Source organism: Desulfurella amilsii (genome assembly GCF_002119425.1).
GTDB lineage: Bacteria > Campylobacterota_A > Desulfurellia > Desulfurellales > Desulfurellaceae > Desulfurella > Desulfurella amilsii.
In genome coordinates this window covers 87,085-109,210 of record NZ_MDSU01000011.1, presented here as the reverse complement: position 1 = coordinate 109,210, position 22,126 = coordinate 87,085, and the positions used below count along the sequence as shown (strand labels likewise).

The 22,126-nt window shown below is 36.4% G+C and carries 22 protein-coding genes; 16 read left to right on the top strand and 6 right to left on the bottom strand.

All coding sequences use genetic code 11. The features are described from left to right. The first annotated feature begins 3 nt into the window (after positions 1-3). The 4 genes from DESAMIL20_RS02865 to DESAMIL20_RS02850 are packed head-to-tail and all read left to right on the top strand — an operon-like array spanning position 4 to position 3,270. On the top strand, positions 4-858 hold the full coding sequence (locus DESAMIL20_RS02865) for a branched-chain amino acid ABC transporter permease (RefSeq protein WP_086033319.1): 855 nt from the start codon (positions 4-6) through the stop codon (positions 856-858). Beyond that, complete coding sequence (locus DESAMIL20_RS02860) at positions 858-1,820, top strand: branched-chain amino acid ABC transporter permease (RefSeq protein ID WP_086033318.1); 963 nt, start codon at positions 858-860, stop codon at positions 1,818-1,820. Before DESAMIL20_RS02865 ends, DESAMIL20_RS02860 begins: the two co-directional genes overlap by 1 nt. After that, positions 1,817-2,563, top strand: coding sequence for an ABC transporter ATP-binding protein (locus DESAMIL20_RS02855; RefSeq protein ID WP_086033317.1), 747 nt, complete (start codon positions 1,817-1,819; stop codon positions 2,561-2,563). The genes DESAMIL20_RS02860 and DESAMIL20_RS02855 overlap by 4 nt, the downstream gene beginning before the upstream one ends. After that, the gene (locus tag DESAMIL20_RS02850) at positions 2,560-3,270 is read left to right on the top strand and encodes an ABC transporter ATP-binding protein (protein ID WP_086033316.1); all 711 of its coding nucleotides are present in this window, start codon (positions 2,560-2,562) and stop codon (positions 3,268-3,270) included. The genes DESAMIL20_RS02855 and DESAMIL20_RS02850 overlap by 4 nt, the downstream gene beginning before the upstream one ends. A gap of 1 nt (position 3,271) precedes the next feature. Here DESAMIL20_RS02850 and DESAMIL20_RS02845 read toward each other — a convergent pair whose 3' ends face one another. Beyond that, complete coding sequence (locus DESAMIL20_RS02845) at positions 3,272-4,720, bottom strand: sodium:solute symporter family protein (RefSeq protein ID WP_086033315.1); 1,449 nt, start codon at positions 4,718-4,720, stop codon at positions 3,272-3,274. Next, on the bottom strand, positions 4,717-4,935 hold the full coding sequence (locus tag DESAMIL20_RS02840) for a hypothetical protein (protein WP_086033314.1): 219 nt from the start codon (positions 4,933-4,935) through the stop codon (positions 4,717-4,719). The genes DESAMIL20_RS02845 and DESAMIL20_RS02840 overlap by 4 nt, the downstream gene beginning before the upstream one ends. Positions 4,936-5,156: 221 nt before the next feature. Here DESAMIL20_RS02840 and DESAMIL20_RS02835 point away from each other — a divergent pair, with 221 nt between their 5' ends. The 7 genes from DESAMIL20_RS02835 (at position 5,157) to DESAMIL20_RS02805 (ending at position 13,896) form a co-directional block, all read left to right on the top strand. Further along, positions 5,157-6,392 (top strand): ABC transporter substrate-binding protein, encoded by a 1,236-nt coding sequence (locus DESAMIL20_RS02835; RefSeq protein WP_086033313.1) that lies wholly within the window; start codon positions 5,157-5,159, stop codon positions 6,390-6,392. A 14-nt stretch (positions 6,393-6,406) separates the two neighbouring features. Further along, positions 6,407-7,288 carry a branched-chain amino acid ABC transporter permease gene (locus tag DESAMIL20_RS02830; RefSeq protein WP_086033312.1) on the top strand — a complete coding sequence of 294 codons (882 nt, stop codon included), beginning with the start codon at positions 6,407-6,409 and terminating at the stop codon, positions 7,286-7,288. Next, positions 7,281-8,210: a branched-chain amino acid ABC transporter permease gene (locus DESAMIL20_RS02825; protein ID WP_086033311.1), complete on the top strand. Its 930-nt coding sequence runs from the start codon at positions 7,281-7,283 to the stop codon at positions 8,208-8,210. The genes DESAMIL20_RS02830 and DESAMIL20_RS02825 overlap by 8 nt, the downstream gene beginning before the upstream one ends. Beyond that, positions 8,200-8,973, top strand: a complete 774-nt coding sequence (locus tag DESAMIL20_RS02820) for an ABC transporter ATP-binding protein (RefSeq protein WP_086033310.1) — start codon at positions 8,200-8,202, stop codon at positions 8,971-8,973. The genes DESAMIL20_RS02825 and DESAMIL20_RS02820 overlap by 11 nt, the downstream gene beginning before the upstream one ends. Then, complete coding sequence (locus tag DESAMIL20_RS02815; RefSeq protein ID WP_086033309.1) at positions 8,973-9,683, top strand: ABC transporter ATP-binding protein; 711 nt, start codon at positions 8,973-8,975, stop codon at positions 9,681-9,683. The genes DESAMIL20_RS02820 and DESAMIL20_RS02815 overlap by 1 nt, the downstream gene beginning before the upstream one ends. Positions 9,684-9,778: 95 nt before the next feature. Continuing rightward, positions 9,779-10,858 (top strand): efflux RND transporter periplasmic adaptor subunit, encoded by a 1,080-nt coding sequence (locus DESAMIL20_RS02810; protein ID WP_086033308.1) that lies wholly within the window; start codon positions 9,779-9,781, stop codon positions 10,856-10,858. A 2-nt stretch (positions 10,859-10,860) separates the two neighbouring features. Continuing rightward, positions 10,861-13,896, top strand: a complete 3,036-nt coding sequence (locus tag DESAMIL20_RS02805) for an efflux RND transporter permease subunit (RefSeq protein WP_086033307.1) — start codon at positions 10,861-10,863, stop codon at positions 13,894-13,896. Positions 13,897-13,923: 27 nt separating this feature from the next. Here DESAMIL20_RS02805 and DESAMIL20_RS02800 read toward each other — a convergent pair whose 3' ends face one another. Together DESAMIL20_RS02800 and DESAMIL20_RS02795 are read right to left on the bottom strand one after the other, a co-directional pair. Beyond that, positions 13,924-14,706 (bottom strand): sulfite exporter TauE/SafE family protein, encoded by a 783-nt coding sequence (locus DESAMIL20_RS02800; RefSeq protein WP_086033306.1) that lies wholly within the window; start codon positions 14,704-14,706, stop codon positions 13,924-13,926. Positions 14,707-14,713: 7 nt separating this feature from the next. Further along, positions 14,714-15,361, bottom strand: a complete 648-nt coding sequence (locus DESAMIL20_RS02795; RefSeq protein WP_086033305.1) for an FmdE family protein — start codon at positions 15,359-15,361, stop codon at positions 14,714-14,716. A gap of 133 nt (positions 15,362-15,494) precedes the next feature. Between DESAMIL20_RS02795 and DESAMIL20_RS02790 the strand changes: the two genes are divergently transcribed. From DESAMIL20_RS02790 to DESAMIL20_RS02775, 4 genes are all read left to right on the top strand, one after another. Further along, on the top strand, positions 15,495-15,710 hold the full coding sequence (locus DESAMIL20_RS02790) for a hypothetical protein (RefSeq protein ID WP_086033304.1): 216 nt from the start codon (positions 15,495-15,497) through the stop codon (positions 15,708-15,710). Between the two features lie 41 nt (positions 15,711-15,751). Continuing rightward, on the top strand, positions 15,752-16,141 hold the full coding sequence (locus DESAMIL20_RS02785; protein WP_086033303.1) for a secondary thiamine-phosphate synthase enzyme YjbQ: 390 nt from the start codon (positions 15,752-15,754) through the stop codon (positions 16,139-16,141). A gap of 4 nt (positions 16,142-16,145) precedes the next feature. After that, positions 16,146-17,285 (top strand): cofactor-independent phosphoglycerate mutase, encoded by a 1,140-nt coding sequence (locus DESAMIL20_RS02780; protein WP_086033302.1) that lies wholly within the window; start codon positions 16,146-16,148, stop codon positions 17,283-17,285. A 122-nt stretch (positions 17,286-17,407) separates the two neighbouring features. Next, the gene (locus DESAMIL20_RS02775; protein WP_086033301.1) at positions 17,408-17,668 is read left to right on the top strand and encodes a hypothetical protein; all 261 of its coding nucleotides are present in this window, start codon (positions 17,408-17,410) and stop codon (positions 17,666-17,668) included. 202 nt (positions 17,669-17,870) lie between these two features. Here the strand turns inward: DESAMIL20_RS02775 and DESAMIL20_RS02770 are convergent, their stop codons facing one another. Continuing rightward, positions 17,871-19,187 carry a hypothetical protein gene (locus tag DESAMIL20_RS02770; RefSeq protein WP_086033300.1) on the bottom strand — a complete coding sequence of 439 codons (1,317 nt, stop codon included), beginning with the start codon at positions 19,185-19,187 and terminating at the stop codon, positions 17,871-17,873. A 285-nt stretch (positions 19,188-19,472) separates the two neighbouring features. Beyond that, a complete protein-coding gene (locus DESAMIL20_RS02765) occupies positions 19,473-20,867 on the bottom strand; it encodes a hypothetical protein (RefSeq protein ID WP_086033299.1) in 1,395 nt (464 codons plus the stop codon). Between the two features lie 269 nt (positions 20,868-21,136). Between DESAMIL20_RS02765 and gap the strand changes: the two genes are divergently transcribed. After that, positions 21,137-22,126: a type I glyceraldehyde-3-phosphate dehydrogenase gene (gene gap, locus DESAMIL20_RS02760; RefSeq protein ID WP_086033298.1), complete on the top strand. Its 990-nt coding sequence runs from the start codon at positions 21,137-21,139 to the stop codon at positions 22,124-22,126.

The window sequence follows — 22,126 nt, the reverse complement described above, 5'->3', positions numbered from 1 at the left end:
ATTATGTTAGTTTGGGTAAACGCAATCATTAATGGTGTTTTAATAGGTTTGGCCTATGCGATAGCCGCATTAGGCCTAAACCTTATATGGGGTGTGATGAAGGTAATAAATCTATCGCATGGTGCCTTTATTGCTTTAGGTATGTTTGCAGCCTACCTATCTATAAAGTTACTTGGGTTTTCAGTTTATACGGCACTGATTCCTATCTTTATAGCAGGTTTAGCTGTAGGCACAGTAGCTTTTTTTGTAAGTTTATACAGGGTGTTAAATGAAAAAGAACTCAGCACGCTTTTGTCTACCTATGCTTTGAGTCTTATAATTATTGGGCTTGGAACATTTTTCTTTACAACAAATCCACGGGCAATTGATACGCATATGGGCTCATTTACGCTTGGTTATTCTAGTATATCGTATGCGCGCATTATTGTAGGAGTTGTTTCCCTTTTGCTAGCTGCTGCGCTTTACTTATTTTTATTTAAAACATCCTTGGGCAAAGCTATACGCGCAGTTTCTCAAAACCCCACTGCCTCTAAACTCTACGGTATCAATACGACGCTTGTATTATCCGTTTCATTTGGTATTGGAGTTGCTTTTGCAACCGTTTCTGGTGCTTTAATTGCCTCTTTGTTTCCATTTACAATCCTATCTGGAAGTGTTTATGAGCTAAAAAGTTTCGTAATTTGCGTGCTTGGTGGACTTGGTAGCCCTGCTGGTGCCATTTTAGGCGGTCTTATTTTAGGCTTATTAGAAAACATCTTAACTTTAAAAATACCTGTCGATTATATGCCTTTTATAGAATTTACCATACTTGTAATAATCTTGCTTATTAAACCAAGCGGGCTTTGGGGGAGGCGCTAATGCAAAAAGGGTACACGCTCTATTGGTTATTGCCTGCCCTTATAGTAGCGATTATTTATCCAATATTAACAGATAATGTGATGCTTAGAGAAACGATATTCTTAATTTTGCTTAGCATTACACTTTCTGTTAGTCTAAACATTATCATGGGATACACTGGATATGTAAGCTTTGGCCATATTGTATACTACGGCATTGGTGCATATACATCGTTTTATTTAATGTATGCTTACAAATTGAATCTTGTTGTTTCAATACTTATAGGAGGTGTTTTTGCCTCTTTGGTAGCTTTTATTTTGGGCCAGGCGGTACTTAGTCTAAGAGGAGCAATTTTTGCGATCGCCACTATCGGTATCAATGAAGCGGTAAAAAGCCTAATAAGCAACATTCCTTTCTTAGGTAGCGCAATGGGTTTATACTTTGATTTTAGTATATATGAAAACTACGGTGGAGCAATTAAAGCTATATGGTTATCGTACTATTTAATGGGCATTTTAACAGTTTTTAGTGTAGTTAGTGCTTACTGCATTAAAAAATCTAAATTTGGTCTTGGGCTTTTTTCTATTAGAGAAGACCAAGATGCAAGTTCTGTGCTTGGCATAAAAACAAAATTGTATAAATCTATAGCTTATGCTATTTCTGCTTTTTTCCCTGCAATAGCAGGTGGCATATTTGCCTTTAAGTCCGGTAATATTGAACCATCTGGTGCATTTAACTTAGTAAAATCGATTGAGATGATTGTCATGGTAATGCTTGGTGGGTATGGCAGTATTGCAGGCAGCGCTCTGGGTGCGCTAATTTATGAAAAAATTAATGGAGTTTTGGTTGTGCTTCCATATGTAAAAGACTTACACCTTGCAGTTAGTGGCTTGATACTGCTTATTATTGTGCAGTTTGCTCCAGGTGGCATAGTTGGTCTTTTAACAAAGTATTTTAAAAATCTACGGAAGGTACTGGAATGATTTTAAAAGGAACAAACTTAAAATTGTCATTTGGTGGTCTTGTGGCTGTAAAGAATGTATCCTTTGAAATTAAAGAAAAATCTATCTTCGGTATTATTGGCCCAAATGGCGCTGGCAAAACCACACTATTTAATATAATAAGCGGCGTATACAGACCTGAAACAGGCACATTGTACTATAAAGACAAAGATATTACAAAACTGCCTACATACAAAAGGGCTAGGCTTGGGATTGCAAGGACTCACCAGATTGTTAAACCCTTAGGTGAGCTAACAGTTATAGAAAATGTAATGGTAGGAGCCTGTTTTGGTAAAAAAAACTACAATTTAAAGCAAGCCCAAAAGGTTGTATTGGATGTAATAAATTTTGTGGGATTATCAACAAAAATGTTTACATTGGCAAATCAGCTCAATGTGGCATTTAAAAAAAGATTAGAGCTAGCAAGAGCGCTTGCCAACGAGCCCGAAATTGTACTCTTAGATGAAGTTTTAGCCGGTCTAAACCCCAAAGAGGTAGATAGTATGCTAGAGATTATTTTAAAAATAAAGCAAAACGGCATCACTATTATCATGATAGAGCATCTAATGCACGCTACAATGAAAATAAGCGATCTAATTATGGTATTGGATTCAGGAGAAAAAATTGCGCAAGGTACACCTTCTGAAATCTCTAACAACCAAAAAGTTATCGAAGCTTATTTGGGTGATCCAAAACTTGCTCTGCAGCTGGTAGGTGAAAAATGAGTTGCGTACTAGAAGTAAAAAGTCTAAATGCTGGTTATGACGAAATTCAAATATTATGGGATGTAAGCATTAAAACATGCAGCGGATTATGCACAATAATTGGCTCAAATGGCGCAGGTAAAACAACCCTGCTTAGAGCAATAACAGGCATTATACCAACAATAAATGGCTCTATTATATTTGATGGAAAAGACATAACAAAACTACCAGCACATAAAAGGGCACAAATTGGTGTTATAATGGTGCCAGAAGGCAGATTATTGTTTGGCGAAATGAGTGTCCTTGAAAATTTACAAATGGGGGCTTATCTAAAGCGAGCTAAAAACAAATATAAGCAAAACCTGGATTTTGTATTTAGTTTGTTTCCAAAACTATCTGAAAGAATCAACCAAAAAGCCCAAAGTTTATCAGGCGGAGAGCAACAGATGGTAGCAATTGCAAGGGGTTTAATGGCTGATCCCAAAATACTTATATTTGACGAACCAAGTCTAGGATTATCACCAAAGCTTACAATAGAAGTGTTCAGTATCATTAAAAGCTTAAAAGAAAAAGGCATTGCTATGCTACTTGTTGAACAAAATGTTCATTTGTCTTTATCTATTACAAACAATGCTTATGTGCTCTCAGAAGGCAAAATTGTTTTATCAGGAAGCGGTGGGGATTTATTAGAAAATCCCCAGGTGAAAACAGCTTTCTTGGGCTTATAAATTAACTGTCTAAATAATCATCAAGACTAATATTCGACATTGGCTTAAATAAAAAAGTCAAAGCTAATAAAACGACAACTTCTATCGCAAGACCATATAGTCCTACCCATATACCTTTATAAACAGCTAACTTAAAATGCCCAAGATATAAAATATAAGTTGTAAGCAATATTCCAGCGATAGTTGCAACTCCTGCTGGAATTTTTGAAACCCTATTTGTAAAAAGTGGCAAGAATACTAAAGGAAACAATTGCACTATCCAGGATCCAGCCATTAGCTGTAAAGTTATTATAAAAGAAGGACTCATCGCAAGACTTAAATATAAAGCAAGCAATATTATTACTGCAACAGAAACTTTGCTAATGATTCTTTCTGTAGAGTCGCTTATATTAGGATTTATTAAATTTTTATAGATATTTCTTGTAAATAAATTGGCACTTGCAATAGACATAATTGATGCGGGAATCATACTGCCAAGTATTATAATCGCACCGATTAGTGCTGTAGGAATAGGCCCGAATGTTTTAGAAATTAGCATTGGGAAAGCCATATTGGGGTTTTTTAAACCAGGTACCACAAAAAGTGCTGCAAAACCCAACAGCGTAATCAAAAGCAACATAATATTATAAATGGGCAATACAATAGCATTTTTTCTTACTGTATTTGCGCTTTTTGACGAATAAACACCTGTTATTGCGTGTGGGTACAAAAACAAAGCCGCAGCGGAGCCAAACGCAAGCGTACCAAATACGCTAATCTGGGCCGGGCTAAGCACAGACTTTTTTGGATAATGCTGGTTAAACCAGCTAAACATATGCCCAATTGAGCCAAAATAATGTATTGGAATATATACAATTAGAAATAACACCATTACCCAAACAAAAAAATCTTTTATAAATGCTGTTAGAGCAGGGGCTCTTAGGCCATTGAAGATTGTAAATCCCATAACTAAAAGCAAAGAGATTATAATCGTGATGTTTGATGGTACATGCGTAACACTTAACATAAAATTCATCCCAAAAATCTGTAGTCCAATATACGGTAGCTCTGCCAAAATACCTACAATACCTACTATTAATGCAAGTGTTTTTGAATCAAAGACTTTTTCCACATAATCGCCTGCTGTAATAAATCCATGCCTTTTTGCAGCATTCCATAGTCTTGGCATAGTTAAAAAAACTATTGGGTAAGTCATTATAACGTAAGATGTAGCAAACAGCGCTAACACGCCAGCACCGTATGCTAATCCTGGTACTGCAATTAGGGTATATGCTGTATATACATCACCACCTATCAAAAACCACACAATAAATGTACCAAAATGCCTACCACCCAAGCTCCACTCTGTAATATCGTTTGTTAGAGATGGTTTAAATTTACTTGCGTAAAAACCCACAATACCTACTATAATAATAAAAATAAGCATAATAGCTAATTCTAGCACATTCATTGCTTTCTCCTTTGACTAGTTTTTTGTTCGATAATGTAGGCTATAAAAGTTAATATAATTGTAACAATATCCATTATAACCAGAAAAAATGACATAAAGTTAAACCCAAAAACTACATCATTTCGGTTATAATAAGGTATCCCGAAAGACAAAATTAAAATAGGTATAATAACTAATATCCATACAAGCGGGTGATAGCGTTTGTAAGTTTTCATAAATCCTCCTTAATAATTTTAAAAAATTTATCAAATCTTTTAATAAAAGTCAATATATTATTAATTTATAATTAATTTATAAGTTATTACATTATCGTAATAGTTATTTAATATAGTATCTTTATATCTTTATATTAATACTAAATTTTAAGCAGATCCTATTGACAAAATTCTAAAATTAATTTATAAATTAACTAAAGTTTATACTTGGGAGGTGAACCATGCGTTGGTTCAAAAATGTAACTTTAGTTTTGCTTGCATTTGTGGTAGGTATAATTTTACTACCTTTTCAAGCAAAAGCAGCGGCTCCAAAACAGATCCTCATCGGTACACTGTATGCAAGCTCAGGGACATTTGCTACCTCTTCAACATCGCAGTATCATGGCTTAGAATTTTGGGTAAGCCAGGTAAACAAACAAGGCGGCGTATATGTAGCGGCTTTTAAAAAGAAGATACCTGTGAAGCTGATAGCCTACGATGACCAAAGCTCTACAACATTGGCTGCTACATTGTACAATCAACTAGTTACCAGAGATAAGGTTAATATTTTAGTAGCTGATTTTGGCTCTGTACTAACATCCGTAGCAGTACCTATAGCACAAGAACACAAAATTTTGCTTTTTGACCCAACAGGCACTTCTGCAAAATTCTTCTCTCCCGCAAATCCGTATTTAGTATTGACAAGTTTGCCTACAAGCGGCGTTTGGCCAACAGTTTTAGCTGATTTTCTCATTACACATAAAATTAACAAAGTTGCCGTAATTTACTCTGCAAACGATTTTAACCAATCTCAAGCAGAAACGCTTAAGGCAAAATTAGAAGCAGCCAAGATTAAACCCGTATATTACCATGCTGTGCCTACAGATACATCAAACTACACAGTTTTAATAAGAACCATTCAAGCTAAGCACCCTCAGGCCCTTATAGAGTTTGGATACCCGCCAAACGACATAGCATTCTTGCAAAATTTACAGGCTAGCGGTGCAAAATTTAATATGGTATTTACAATTTTCCCTGGACAGCAGCTTGCTTTAATAGAAAAGAATGTTGGTGCAAAAGCACTCGAGTATACATACACCTACCCTACACCACCACTATTAGTGTATAACAAAGTAAACTGCGGCATGCCAATGAGTGAATTTGAAAAAGTCTATACACAGGACACAAAAAGACCCGTAGATTTCTTAACTGCAGCGGGGTATAATAATGGCTTAATAATAGAAAAAACCCTTGCAACAGCTAAAGAATTTAATCAATTGTCATTTAGGAATGCGATAAACAGTTTTTCTGGAAAAATATTCACATTAAACGGCTTATTTAAAATTAATAACGAAGGTGCTCAAATCGGCGAGTTTTTGCCCGTTGGACAGTTTCAGCCAACAAAGGCGGGCCTTGCGCTGCATGTAGTATATCCTATGAATATTGCAACAGGAAAACCCATTTATCCAGCACCTTAATCTAGGGAATTAATATGGAGTTGTTTTTTTACGCTTTGATTAGCGGCGTGTTATTTGGAATATTTTTTGCCCTTGTGGGTATAGGTTTAAATTTAATATTTGGCGTTATGCGCATGGTTAATTTGGCTCATGGCGATTTTATAATGCTGGGCGCTTTTGGCGCCTGGCTCATATTTAGCAAATTAAATATAAATCCACTCTGGTCAATACCCATTGAAATAGTAGTTTTCATGATTGTGGGTTTTTTTGTGTATTACGCATTTGTACCAAGACTATCTAAATCAAAAGACCCAGAAATGCTATCTTTTATACTTTTTTTTGGTGTTGCTCAAGTTATAGAAGCACTGGCAATATTTGCATTTGGAAATAACCAAAAGTCTATCCCATTTTCTACCTTAGGGCAAGGTAGCGTAACGATTTTATCTCAATCCATACCACTTGCATGGCTTATTAGTGCTATTATTAGTTTAATTATGATAGGTTTTATTTATTATTATCTATATCATACAAGAATGGGCTATGCTACAAGAGCGATAATGTCTAGCCAAGAGGAAGCTGCAAGTGTTGGCATAAGTGTATCCAAAATATCTGCTTTTGCAATGGGTATAGGTTTAAGCTTAGCAGCTGTAGCTGGTGTTTTAGCTCCATTTATGATAGGATCAATAGACCCATCCATTGGCTCATCACTTACCACTATGTCTTTTGCTATCGTGGTAATTGGCTCTTTGGGCAATCCTATTGGTACAATATTAGGTGGTATTATATATGGTATCGCTATGATGTTTATGCAAACATACCTAGCATCGTGGACGAACTTAGTACCGTATGTTATTTTAATCTTAATTCTTCTTGTTAAACCTGCTGGACTTTTGGGGAAAAGGGTGAGAAATGCATAAAAAAAATGCGAGGCTTATTATTGGCATGCTACTTATTGTAATTACAACTGTTTTGTTTGCAATTTTGCCAAAGATCTACAATAATGACTTTTTGTTGTTTAATTTAATGTTATATATAGCACTCTCTGAAGGATTAAACCTTATTTATGGTTTTACAGGGTATTTACCTTTTGGGTATGTGGGTTTTTTTGGTACTGGTGCTTATAGCGCGTCCATTTTGATACTGCTTTTGCATGTAGGTGTAATACCTGCAATTTTGCTGGGTGGTGTGACTGCAAGCGCAGTAGGCATAATCCTAACGCCACTTTTGAGGCTTTCTGGAGCTTATTTTGCTATTGCAAACCTAGCGGCTTCTCAAGCCATTTACTATATAATCTCAAATCCTCATTTGGAAAACATAACGCAAGGTCCATACGGTATAATGCTATCAAGTGTATATAATGCGACAGCAAGCTATAACGCCATGCTGTTTGTATTGTTTTTTTCACTTGTGCTTGTATTGTTTTTTAGACAATCCAAGTTTGGCTTATCGCTTCTTTCTATCAAAGAAGATAGCATAACAGCAAGCGTAGCGGGCGTAAACGTAGTGCTTGCACGTACAATAGCCTGGCTTTTGAGTGCATTTGTTGCAGGCTTGTGCGGTGGTGTTTTTGCATGGTATACGTCTGTTTTTTATCCAGAAACGGTATTTGGCTTAAATATAAGCATATTTGCTATTGTGTTTGTGCTTTTTGGTGGAGCTTCAACACTGCTTGGGCCTTTGGTTGGGGCTATCATTTTGTATGGAATGTACAATTTTATAGGAATATCAACACCTCAGTATTTTCAGCTCATATACGGATTTCTTATAATAGTGTTTGTGTTATTTTTGCCAGATGGTGTAATATCTTTATTTAAAAAGGTAAGAAAATATGTCCCATAAAGAAATATTAAGGGTTGAAAGTATAGAAAAAAAATTTGGCGGTCTTAAAGCATTAAATAAAATAAGCTTAAGCGTCTATGAAAATGAAATCTTAGGGCTTGTAGGCCCAAATGGCTCTGGCAAAACAACACTAATAAACGTAATATCTGGTATTTATAAACCCGATAATGGCAAAATATACTTTAAAGACAAACGTATAGATAAGCTACCCCCTTACAAATTAGCTCACTTAGGTATAAACAGGACATTTCAGATACCAAAACCCTTTCATGGCTTAACTGTAAGAGAAAATGTTGAAGTAGCTGCCCTTTATGCGGGTAAACAGTGCCTTAGAACTTTTTTTAGACGATTAAAAAGCTTAAAAACTATCAATAAAAGCTATTGCAATGTTGAAGACGATGTACAAAAAGCCCTTAACATAGTAGGTTTAGAAAAACTTCAAGATAAGCAAGCAGCACATTTAAACACTTCTGAGCAAAAATTATTAGGCCTTGCAAGGGCTCTTGCAACTAAACCAAAACTACTTCTTGTAGATGAAATTGCAGCAGGTCTTAATAAAGAGGAAACAGACAGGCTTGCAGATATTTTAATCTCTTTAGCTAAGAATTCTATTGCAATCATTGTTGTTGAGCATTTAATGCACTTTATACGTAAAATTACCTCAAGGGTTGTAGTAATGGATTCTGGTTTAGAGATTTTTGAAGGCACAATCGATCAGGCAGCAAATGACCCAAAAGTTGTAGAAGTGTTTTTAGGAGGTTAATGTTGCTATTGGAAGTACAATCGCTTGAGTCTGGTTATAAAATATTAAAAGTCTTATGGGGCATTGATTTATACGTCAAACCAAAAGAAAGGGTTATTTTACTGGGTGTTAACGGTGCTGGCAAAACTACTCTTTTAAAAACAATTATGGGGCTTTTAAAAATATTTAATGGTAAAATCTATTTTGAAGGCAAAGACATAACTCATTTAAGAACCGATAAGAGGGTAAAGTTGGGCATAGCCTACATGTCCGAAATTGGCATTTTTCCAAATCTTACAGTTGATGAAAATCTTGAGTTAGGAGCATTTTTTTTGGACAAGAAACTCACAAATCAAAGAAAACAACAAATGTATGAATACTTTCAAGATTTACTAAAACATAAAAAAGCTCTAGCGGGCAGTTTAAGCGGTGGTCAAAGAAAAATGCTAGGCATAGCAAAACTTTTAATGTCAAATCCCAAACTTGTAGTTTTAGATGAACCATCAAATGGTCTTTCGCCCAAATTTGTAAAATCAATAATAAATATTTTAGATGATTTGCAAAATAAAGAGCAGTTTTCTATCCTGATTGCCGAACAAAACATAGCGTTTTTGGACTTTGCACAAAGAGGGTACGTAATAGACAATGGCAAGGTAGTGGTATCTGGCAATTTATCGGATCTTAAATTAAACGATATTGTAAGAAAAGCTTACTTTGGTATAGAAAATTAAATTTTTATTTCAAATTCAAAATATCCTTGACTTTTTTTCCATAAAATGTATTAATTATACGGTTGATTAATTTTAAATGCTCAAAAGGAGATTTTATGTGGAAGCGTTTTTTAATAGCTTTTGTAGTGCTTTTGATAATTTTTGGTGGTATTTTTGGGTTTAAAGCTTATATGGACGCAAAAACAAAGCAAGCTCAAATGATGCATGGCATACCAAAAACTTATGTTACAGTCGCTTACGCAAAACTACAAAACTGGCAACTCTACCTAGAATCAATTGGTAACGTTGTATCAATAGATTCTGTAAATGCAACAACACAGGTTAGCGGCCAAATAGAAAAAATTTACTTTGACTCTGGCCAAACTGTAAAAAAAGGTCAGATATTGACAAAATTAGACGATTCCACGCAAAAAGCCCAACTAGAGCAGTATAAAGCCCAGTTAATTTTAGACGAATTTAACTACAATCAATACAAAGAGCTTTACAAAAAAAATGCGGCCTCAAAAGCCTCATATATTCAAGCACTATCTGCTCTAAAGCAAACGCAAGCTTTAATTGCCCAAACCCAATCTATAATCGACAAAATGACTATAAAAGCTCCGTTTTCTGGTGTTTTAGGTATAAGGTATGTGAGCGTTGGCCAGTATGTAAACCCAGGCCAATCAATTATATCGCTCTACACTATAGATCCTATTTATGTTGATTTCACGCTTCCCCAAAATGATTTAGAAAAAATCAAAGTGGGCCAAGAAGTAGAAATTCACACCGATTCAAACCCAAACGAAGTTATAAAAGGCACTATAAAAACAATCAGCGTCAATATAAACAGCGTTTCAAGAAATGCCACAGTAAGAGCAATAGTAGAAAACAAAGGGTATTTGTTAAAACCCGGAATGTTTGCAAAGGTAAATATTGTGCTACCAAAAATACCAAACGCAGTAGTAGTGCCGTCATTGGCAATTACATATAACCCATATGGAGACTATGTCTATGTAGTCTCAAAAAAAGGCAACGAATATATTGCCAATACTGCGTATGTACAGTTAGGACAAACTCAAGACAATAAAGTGGTAGTGCTAAAAGGTTTAAAAAGCGGTCAGATGGTAGTAACGCAGGGTCAACTTAAACTAAGGAATGGCTCACCTGTTATTATTGAATCCGTGGAGAAGGATTAAAAATGAAGTTTACGGATATTTTTATCAAAAAACCCGTATTGTCGATTGTTGTAAGCTTAGTAATCCTATTTTTGGGCTTAAGGTCAATAACCGAGCTTGGTGTTAGGCAATTCCCAAAAACAGAAGATACACTCATTACGGTCCAGACAGCCTACCCAGGCGCAAGTGCAGAAGTAGTCCAAGGCTTTATCACAACACCGCTTGAGCGCGCGATTGCCTCAGCAGAAGGTATAGACTACATGACTTCATCAAGTTCAGAAGGTGTAAGCACAATCAATGTTTATATGAAATTAAACTACAATCCAAACGCCGCTTTATCTGAAGTATTGGCTCAAGTAAATTCCGTTTTAAACCAACTACCAAAACAAGCCCAACTACCCGTCATTACAAAAACAAGTGTTACAAATGTCGCATACCTGTATTTGGCATTTACGTCAAACGGCATGAGTTCATCTCAGATGACAGACTACATAAACCGCGTCATAGTGCCTCAGATTCAAGCGGTAAACGGCGTTGGCCAAGTAATGGTTTACGGCAATAAAACCTTCGCAATGCGCGTTTGGCTAAACCCTACAAAAATGGCCGAGTTTAACATAACGCCCCTTCAAGCCCAGCAGGCACTTGCAAGCAATAACTATATTTCTGCCACAGGTTATACCAAAAGTCCATATATTCAAATAAATATTTCAACCGCAACAGACTTGCATACGGTTGATGAGTTCAAAAATTTGGTCGTCGCCAATTACAACGGCACATTGATTCGTTTAAAAGATATAGCAAAAGTAAAATTAGGATCTATCAACTATTCTGCGACTAACATTTTTAATGACAAAGAAGCCATAGTACTTGGAATATTTACCACACCAACCGCAAACCCTCTAACGGTAGTGGATAATATTGACAAGATATTGCCATCAATGAAAACTCAGCTACCTACTGCCATGAATATGAAGGTTGCCTACGACAGAACAACCTACATTAAAACATCCATAGACGAAGTGGTAAAAACTGTTTTAGAAACATTAATTGTTGTTATTGCTGTAATATTTTTATTTTTAGGATCATACAGAAGCGTTATCATACCAGTTATCGCAATACCGTTGTCCATAGTAGGCGGTATGTTTATGATGTTCCTTTTGGGCTATACGATAAACCTATTAACCCTGCTTGCAATGGTTTTAGCTATAGGTCTTGTTGTGGACGACGCCATTATTGTCGTTGAAAATGTTGACAGACACATAAGCGAGGGCAAAAGCCGCCTTGAAGCCTCACTTTTGGCTGCAAGAGAACTGGGTGTGCCGATCTTAGCCATGTCAATTACGCTTGTAGCTGTGTTTTTGCCTATTGGGTTTATGAGCGGTCTAACTGGTGCTTTGTTTAAAGAATTTGCCTTTACCTTGGCTGGCGATGTGATAATTTCTGGTATTGTTGCATTGACGCTTTCGCCGATGCTTTCATCAAAATTTTTAAAAGAAGAAACAATTAAAAAAGGTTTTGTACATTTTTTGGATAAACAATTTGATGGCGTGCGCAAACTATACACAAAAATATTAAAGGTTGTTTTTGACTCAAAACCTGTTGTTGTGTTTGTTATTATTGTAGTTTTAACGAGCGCATACTTTCTATTTATTACCAGCAAATCTGAGTTAGCTCCAACAGAAGATCAAGGCGCAATATTCGTTCAAGGCACAGGCGCACCAACTGCTACGCTAAACGATTTAGAGCACAGTGCAAAACAAATCGAGCATGTATACAAAACATTTCCAGAACTTCAACAGTACTTTATGGAGCTGGGTTTTGGCTCATCTAACAATGCCTTAATTTCTGGGTTTATGTTAAAGCCTTGGAATGAGCGCAAAAAAACACAAATGGAGATTCTGCCATATTTACAGGAAAAGTTAAGTACAGTGCCAGGTTTACAAATTGTAGCTTTTCCACTGCCAAGTCTGCCAGGCTCTCAAGGTCTGCCAGTACAATTTGTTATTATGACTACATCAAGTTATGAGCAACTATACCAAGTATCAAACGAACTTATAGCTCAGGCTATGAAAAGTGGCCTTTTTGCATATATAGATAGCGATCTTAAATATGATCAGCCCCAAATAGATATTAGTATAGATAGAAGCAAAGCTTTAAGCATGGACATAAACATGCAAACGCTTGGCGATTCGCTATCTACGCTTTTGAGCGAAAATTACATAAACTGGTTTAGCATGCAAGGCTATAGCTACAAAGTGATACCCCAAGTGCTTGACAAGTATAGATTTGACCAAAACAGCCTAAAAAAATACTATATCGCCGCTTCAAACGGTCAGCTCGTGCCATTATCAAGCATAATAACATTAAAAACAACTACAGTCCCAGAAGCACTAAACAGGTTTAACCAACAAAACAGCGCAACAATTTCGGCTACCATGAAACCAGGCGTAACGCTTGGCCAAGCACTCAACTATTTAGAAAATTTATCAAAGAAAATCTTTCCCCAGGGTTATACATACAATTTCTCTGGTCAGTCCCGCCAATTTGTCCAGGAAGGCTCCAGTATGCTCATAACATTTATTTTCGCTCTTGTTATTATATATTTGGTTTTGGCTGCATTGTTTGAAAGCTTTATTGACCCTTTGATAATTCTTATTAGTGTTCCTATGTCAATTACTGGGGCTTTAATCTTTTTGAGTCTAGGTTTTGCTACTGTGAATATATACACAGAAGTGGGTCTTGTAACATTAATCGGTTTGGTCAGTAAACACGGCATATTAATAGTAAAATTTGCAAACGACCTGCAAGATCAAGGCATTCCAAAGAAAGAGGCCATAGAACAATCTGCCCAAATCAGGCTGCGCCCAATTTTGATGACTACTGCGGCTATGGTTTTTGGTGTTGTACCCTTGCTTTTAGCCACAGGAGCAGGTGCTGCAAGCAGGTTTGATATAGGCCTTGTGATTGCAAGCGGCCTTGGCATCGGCACATTTTTGACAATATTTATTGTACCTACCGTTTATTTATTGATTGGCAAAGACATAAGCAAGGCAAAATGATTGCCTTGCTTGCCTTTTTTAGAGTTTTTATTTAATTAAACCCCAAAGCATTTTTGTTGCTACTAAATACATAATTAAACTCCAAAGCATTTTTAGCGCTACTACATATAAAACAATGGCTATAATCTTTTTTACCTGATTTGCGCTAAGTTTTGTAGTCATTGCCCAAGAGCCCACCAAAGCACCAACAATTGAAGCAGCTATACATAAACTCAAAAGCACAATGTCAATTTTGCCTATAGCAATATGTCCCAAAAACCCAGCAAATGATAAAAAAATAACGATAAAGGCGGTTGTGCCAGAGGCATTTTTTGGGTTAAAGCCACTCCATACAAGCCCAGGCACTATAAAGTTACCCCCTCCAACGCCTAACAAGCCTCCAAGATAGCCAGCGCCAACACCTAAAACACTTCCTATTGTCCACTCATTAATCTTTTTTTGCCTAGTTTGCTTTGGCTTATAAAACAGCATCATTGTGCCAGCGAAAATCAAAAACAGCACAAAAAATGCAAGAAGCAACTCTTTTGAAAAATACTTCGTGCTGTATGCTCCAATAGGTGAAAAAACGATGCCAAAAACTATTATGGGAATGGCCGCTTTAAAATTCACAAGGCGACTTCTTATGTAGCCTATGCTTGCAAAACTCATACTTACAGCATTAAGGAGCAAACCTATAGCCATAGCTTCCTTTAAGGCAACGCCAAGATAATATAGTGTAGGTATAACAATAAATGCAGCCCCAAGTCCCGCTACAGTTAGAAATATTGTAAACACAAAAATTAGCAAAGGGCCTAATATGAGCGTAAGCATTTAAGTCTCACTTTGCGTAAACAAAGCAGTCAAGGCAAACCTTTTTAGAGTTTTCAAGTCTTACATAGTTTTCGGCACAAAGCTCTCCACATACTTCGCACTCCACGAGATTAAATGCTGCAGGTGGCTCAGAAAACTCATAGTCAAATGGGCCTTCAATTTCAACCAGCTGATCAACTGGCGTATTAAAAGGTTTTTTAAGCATCTCAAAAGCAATATCTTGCGGTATATTAGACGGCTTTATGCCTTTTTTTCTGAATTCTGTAATAAATGGAGAGTTAAAAGCTGCCTTCATAACTTCGTTTTTTAGACGCACATGAACAGCTTTTTTTGTAATTTTATCAACAAGCAATAAAGCAAATTTGCCTTTTTTTGTTTTTTCCATAAGGCCTTTCCCAAATGTGCAGCCTGTTGCAAACTGCACGCCATCTGCAAAACAGCCTGCCGCATGGTTATCGCCAGACTCAAGTATTGCAAACTTATCCATATTTTGCTCTCTTTTTGTACCTAGAGCTTTTAGTGCAGCTTCACCTGCAATAAAACCAAGCGGCATACCACCACACACATGACCGTGAATCACTAAACTACTAATAAGAAGCTGTGCCCTTTCCTCTTCTAGGTCTAGCTGATCTACTAATTTTACAAAATCACTCATTAGAACCTCCTAAACATTTGTTTTGTTATAGTAATATAACCATATTTTAAAACTTGTCAAGTGTGTTGCTTTCTAAACAAAATTTTATTTATAAGTCACATATGCGTAAATTTTAATTTATAGTATTATTTGCATGAGAGAAGAATTTGAAAAACACGTTGAATCTTTTCTTCTTAAAAAGTTTGATATAAAAAAGGATATTCTTGCAATAGACACTACAATTAAAAACAATGGTCTAACGCACCTAAACAATATCAAAAAAATATTAATTGAGACAAAATTACTCTATGTAAAACAAATTTTGTTTCTACTAGCTCTAAAAGCCAAGTTTTTTAAGCTGTATACCTAAAAAGCATTGACTTTTTGACGCAAAACGATTAGTATTAATATATGATAGGAAAAATTAATATCCAGACTAATTGTCATAAATGTCTATTAAACATAACAGACAAAATCCAAGCAGTATTGCCCAAAAAAAGCGGCATATGCTTAATATTTGTGCCGCATACAACAGCTGGCATCACAATAAATGAAGGGGCAGATAAAGATGTAAGTCTAGACATAATTAACTACTTACAAAAATTCATTCCAAAAAACGCAGACTTTCTCCATATTGAAGGCAACTCAGATGCGCATATTGTATCGAGCCTGATTGGCACATCTACGGAAGTAATTGTAGAAAATGGCAGCCTTTTGCTTGGCACTTGGCAAAAAATTTTTTTTGTAGAATTTGACGGTCCCCGCACAAGAAGCGTATATATAAAATTTATAGAAGGTTAAAATTATGAAGTATTTAATATTATTAGGCGATGGTATGGCAGACTACAAAATAAAAGAACTGGGCAATAAAACGCCCCTTGAATATGCAAATACGCCAAACATGGATAGACTTGCAAGCGGTATGGCGGGTTTATTTAAAACCGTGCCAGATGGTATGCCGCCTGGCTCTGATGTGGCAAATTTAAGTACAATTGGCTATAACCCCAAAGAAATCTACACCGGAAGAGCTCCAATAGAAGCGCTTGCAAAAGACATTTTACTGGATAAAGATGATGTAGCATACAGGTGTAACTTTGTAACCATAGAAAATGATATTATGAAAGACTTTAGTGCATCACATATAGACTCAAATGATGCAAAAAAACTCATTGACTTGCTAAATGAACAGCTAAAACTAGACAATATTAAATTTTTTGCAGGTGTTAGCTACAGAAACCTTATGATATGGAAAAATGGTAAAACAGATTCCACTACACCACCTCACGATATTACAGACAAAAACATTCAAGCATATTTACCCAAAGACAAAGCCAAAGACGAGCTCATAAAAATTATGCAAATGGTTAAAGAAATTCTAAAAAATCCGATAAATACTACAAAAGCAAATGCAATTTGGCTGTGGGGTGAGGGCAAAGCGCCAAAAGCGCCTTCCTATAAAGAAGTCTACGGTATTGAAGGGGCAGTAATAAGCGCAGTAGATTTGATGAAAGGTATAGCTAAATTGCTGGGGTTATCTACACCTTGCGTTGAAGGCGCAACAGGTTTTATTGACACAAACTACGAAGGCAAAATAAATGCTGCGTATGAAGCGCTTAAATTAATGGGTTTTGCTTATGTGCATATAGAAGCACCAGATGAGGCAGGACATATGGGCGATTTGGACTTAAAAATAAAAGCTATTGAGCTATTTGATAAAAAAATTGTAAGTCCTGCGCTTGATATGGCAGATGAGTTTGAGTTAAAGATTGCATGCTTGCCAGACCACCCAACACCCATAAGCCTAAAAACTCACACAAGCGATCCTGTACCGTTTGCTGTATGGAGAGGAGAAAAAGGTACTAAAGAGTACTGTGAATCAATGGGCAAAGACGGTTTATTTTTGGAAGGCGGCCAAGAGTTTGGCAAACTGTTTTTTAGCAGTTAAATTATTACACTTCAGCAACAGTTTGCGTCTTATAAAAAGCATTATGCTTTTGGAAGGGGCGTTTTGTAAAAAAGCGTCATTTTAAAAAGTAAACCTTTTTCCTTTTTTTAAAGGAGCGTGCTATGGTTGGCCCCATCGACATGCAAAGTGTAATATTAAATTCTTACGCTCAGTCAAATGTAAACAATAACTTACTCGTCCAAGTCGCTCAAGCAGACAGCATTAAGCGCATTGCGCAAAAAAAAGAGCAAGAAGAAGCAAACACCAAAGTAGAAAGTGCACAATCTAGTGAAAATCCAAACATCCACGAACACCTATCTAAAAAAGAAAAACCACAAGATAACTCTAAAAACAAACAAAAACACATAGACATAAAAGTTTAGGTTTCTAAAATAGTAAAAGCCACCACTTTAAGCAGGTGGCTAGGGTAAATATGAAAAAAAGGTTTGTCTAAAATTTGTACGTGCCTACAAAGAAAACTTTGTTACTGAATCTTCTTATTATCAGCCTATACAATTTATCTATTAAAAAAGCATAAAAACCCTCCCAAAATAAGGGAGGGCAAAGGAGCAAATAAAACTAGTATTAGAAACTATACTGTCCCATAAGGTACAATACATTTGCATTGTAAGAAGTATTTGGGTCATTTGCGTAGTATGTTTTATTTCTATCATATTCAAGACCCAGCATAATAGATTTTGTCATATTATAAGTAACATTTGCAAAAATTGTTGAAGCTTTATTTGAAGTAGCAAGTCCCAAAGTGTTATTAGTAACATTATTATAATTACTAAATACTTGTTGTGAATAGCCGCCAGCTATAGCAAATGGTAATTGTGCTAGTTTGTTAAAGTCCAGTTTTGCCTCTATGTCCCATTGTGTAGCATTTGTAGTCTGTAAACTATTATTTTGGTCAACCCAATAAGATGCAGGAATTGGATTGTTGCCGGCTACAAATGAGTTGTAAAATGCAAAACCTCTAGAATAAGACACGTTACCAAGCAAAGATACTGCGTATATTGGTAATTCTAAACCAGTACCTACACGCCAGCTTGTCTTGGATTCACTATTAATATTTGCATTGCCGCTCGTTACTTTAACGGGCTGCATCTCAGCATTAACATAAAAAGTAGCAGGTGAGCCAAAACCAGTATTAAATGTAATAGGTATATTTAAGCCAATACCAGGCATTTGAGTTCGCACCGTAATTCCATTGCTTGTTACATTCTGATAATTCAAACCATACGCTTCATATCCATCATTTGCAGATTCTTGAACGCCGGATATTAAGTCTTCAAAACCTATTTGAGGATTAATTTTGATACTACCAAAATCCATATTTGCACCGAATGTAACCTGTGGTACTCTAGGCCTGTCAAATCCTCCGACGGCTCCTGCTGTGCCAGATACATTATTTAGACTATACTCATTGTAAGTGTCCAAAGCCCAAGTCTGGCCGATTAAAACATAAGGCTGAAAAGTACTGCTTGCAGCAAAAGTTTTCTTAAAGTAAGCATCTCTTAGCCTAAATACGGATGAAGAACCACCTAACCCACCATTACCTGCCAAAAAGTCACCGTCGATTAGACCACTAACGCCTTCTGTTTTGTTTTCAAAAGCAAAATTTAAGCGAGTCCACATTGCTGTAGAGTTAAAGTTGGTCTGCGCCGATGGTGGCTTTGTAAAACCTCCAGATTTTGTAAATGTTGGGCCATTGGCATTTGTTGCAAACGGTGATAAAAATCCCCCGCCCTGATTATTGCCCCAAATAAAATACTCATTTACAAAACCGCCAAGTGTAATGTTTGTGTCGCTACCGGTAGTAACCGTGCCAGCTGATGCTATGGAAACAGAGCCCAATAAAGCAACTGCTGCAAAAAGCGAAATGAGTCTTTTCCTCATACCTAAACCCCCAAAAAATTATTTTTTACTCTTCCCATTTTACAATAACAAATCTTAGTAAATTTGTCAAGAGTATTTTAAATATTATTTAACCATTTATTTAATTATGCAGAATTAATAAAAATTAATAAAAAAGACTGCTATAATAGTTAATTTAATAAAAACAGGATTTTTTTGAAATAATATACAATTATACTTTAAAGTACGGGAAAAATATTAGAGTAAAACTTAAGAGGCTCGCTTAGAGCCTCTTAAGTTAAAGTTTTAACGCGTAAATAAATCTAATTAAAAGTTATGTACACCTACTAAATATACAGCATTTGAGCTGTAAGTGGTGCCCGGATCAACTACATAATTTGTCCTGTTTCTATCGTACTCAATGCCCAACATAGTAGATTTTGTCATATTGTAAGAAACATTTGCAAATATTGTTGCAGCTTTTCTGACTGGAGCAGTAGCAAAGTAAGACCATTCTGAACCGCTTACGTTGTAAAGAGATGGTAAATTGCTAAATACTACCTGGGAATAACCACCTGATAATGTAAATGGCACTTGCGCAAGTTTATTAAAATCAATCTGTGCTTCTGCATCCCACTGTGTAGCATGTGTCTGCTCCAGGCTCCCATTGCCATTTACCCAATAAGAAGGCGGTGTGGCAGACGACTCACTGCTTCCTACTGTATCGCCAAAAATATAGCTCATATTTGTAAAGCCTCTTAAGTACGCTACATCACCTTTAAGTGTTACAAAGTAGATAGGCAAAGATAATCCAGCACCCGCCATCCAGCTGGTTTTGTTGTTGTCAGTACTCAAATTTGATGTTAACCCATTCACATAATTAACCTTCATCGTTTGCATTTGTGCGTCTGCATAAAAAGATGCCGGCGCGCCCAATCCTGTGTTGAACTCAATAGGAACCTTTATGCCAAAGCCCGGCATATTTGTGCGCATACCGATAATAGAGGGGTTAATATTCAAACTTTGGGGATTTACTACACCGCTGCTACCATTTACTAAATATTGATAAAGACCTTGATAACTATTTACTAAACCGCCATAATTATTCGCTAACTGCTGCAGATCCATTACGGCTATTTCTGGGTTTAGTTTCACACTGCCCAAATCAAACTTTACGCCAAAAGCTACTTGAGGCACACGCGTTGGGGCTGTTGAAGCAGAACCTGCTACACCACCGATAGGAAGACCCAAGAAAGAATAAGTGCCTGCCATACCCAGTGTATTGGTCTGGCCTATTAACAACCACGGCGTGTAATTGCAGCCTTCCTGGCAGAATGACTTCATAAACCACGCCTGTCTTAGCCTAAATGTGCTGGTTGCACCATCGTTACCACCGCCTGAAGTTCCCCTAAAATCAGCACTTACTTCGCCCGTTATACCTTCTACCTTGTTGTCCAAGTTAAGTCTTAGCCTTGTAACATTAGCCGTAGAGCTGAAGTTTGTTTGGGAACCCGTTGTGCCACCTGCATTTTTCATGCCTGGGTTTGATGCTGCAGTTGAAAACAAACCGCTCTGGTTGTTTGCAAAACCAAGGTATTCAGCTGCAAAACCGCTGATAGAAATGTCCGTATCACCCTTCGTGGTAACTGTGCCAGCAGATGCTATGGAAACAGAGCCCAATAAAGCAGCCGCTGCTACGAGTGAGACTAGCCTTTTTTTCATACTCAACCTCCTAAAACTGAAAACTTTTTTAAATTCAATGCCAACTTTAGCAACTTTTTTCACACTTGTCAAGAAAAAAATCTAACTTGCAATAATTTTCCTCTGAACCTCAAACCTACAGTTAAAAATAATACAATTTAGCTTTTTTGTCAAGGGGTAGCACAAGAAAATTTTTATCTACACATCAATTATTTGTTATTTTTGCTAAAAACGCTTGAAAAAAAATAAATTAATAATATACTAAAGTTAAAAAAATCGTGGAGGTTTTTATGAGAGTAGCTATAAATGGTTTCGGCAGAATCGGTAGGATATTTTTTCGTATTGCAAGCGATTATAAAGATTTAGAAATTGTCGCTATTAATGACCTTACAGATACGCGCACATTAGCGCACTTATTAAAATACGACACCAATCACGGTATTTTTCAAAAAGAAGTTGGTTTTGATGAGTCAAACATTATAGTAAATGGTAAAAAAATAAAAGTATTTGCAAAAAAAGACCCAGCTGAACTTACCTGGAAAGAGTTAGATATAGATGTGGTGTTAGAGTCAACGGGCATTTTTCTGACAAAAGAGCTGGCGCAAAAACACCTTCAAGCTGGCGCAAAAAAAGTTTTGCTTAGTGCGCCGCCAAAAGATAAAAGCATACCTACAGTCGTGCTTGGTGTAAACAGCGATTCATTTGATTTTAAAAACAACGAGATTGTATCAAACGCCTCCTGCACCACAAACTGCATAGGGCCAGTAATCAGGGTACTGCACGATAACTTTGGCGTTACAAAAGGCTTTATGACCACCGTGCACTCCTATACCAATGATCAGAGGATTTTAGATTTGCCGCACAAAGATTTAAGGAGGGCGCGCGCTGCCGCTATGAATATGATCCCTACAACGACAGGCGCAACAAGGGCTATAGGCATTGTAATTCCGGAGTTAAATGGTAAACTAGATGGCATTTCAATTCGCGTGCCTACATCAAATGTGTCTTTAATTGATTTTGTTTGCAATGTAGAAAATGTCCCAACAATTGAACAAGTTAACGAAAAATTTAAAAAAGCAAGCCAAACAAACCTAAAAGGCATCTTAGAATATACGCAAGAGCCACTTGTATCTCACGACTTGAACGGAAACCCTCACTCGAGCATATTTGACGGCACAATGACACATATAATAGATGATATGGTAAAGGTTTTTGCATGGTATGATAATGAATTTGGTTACTCCTCAAGGCTTAAAGATGTAATGCTAAAAATGATTTAA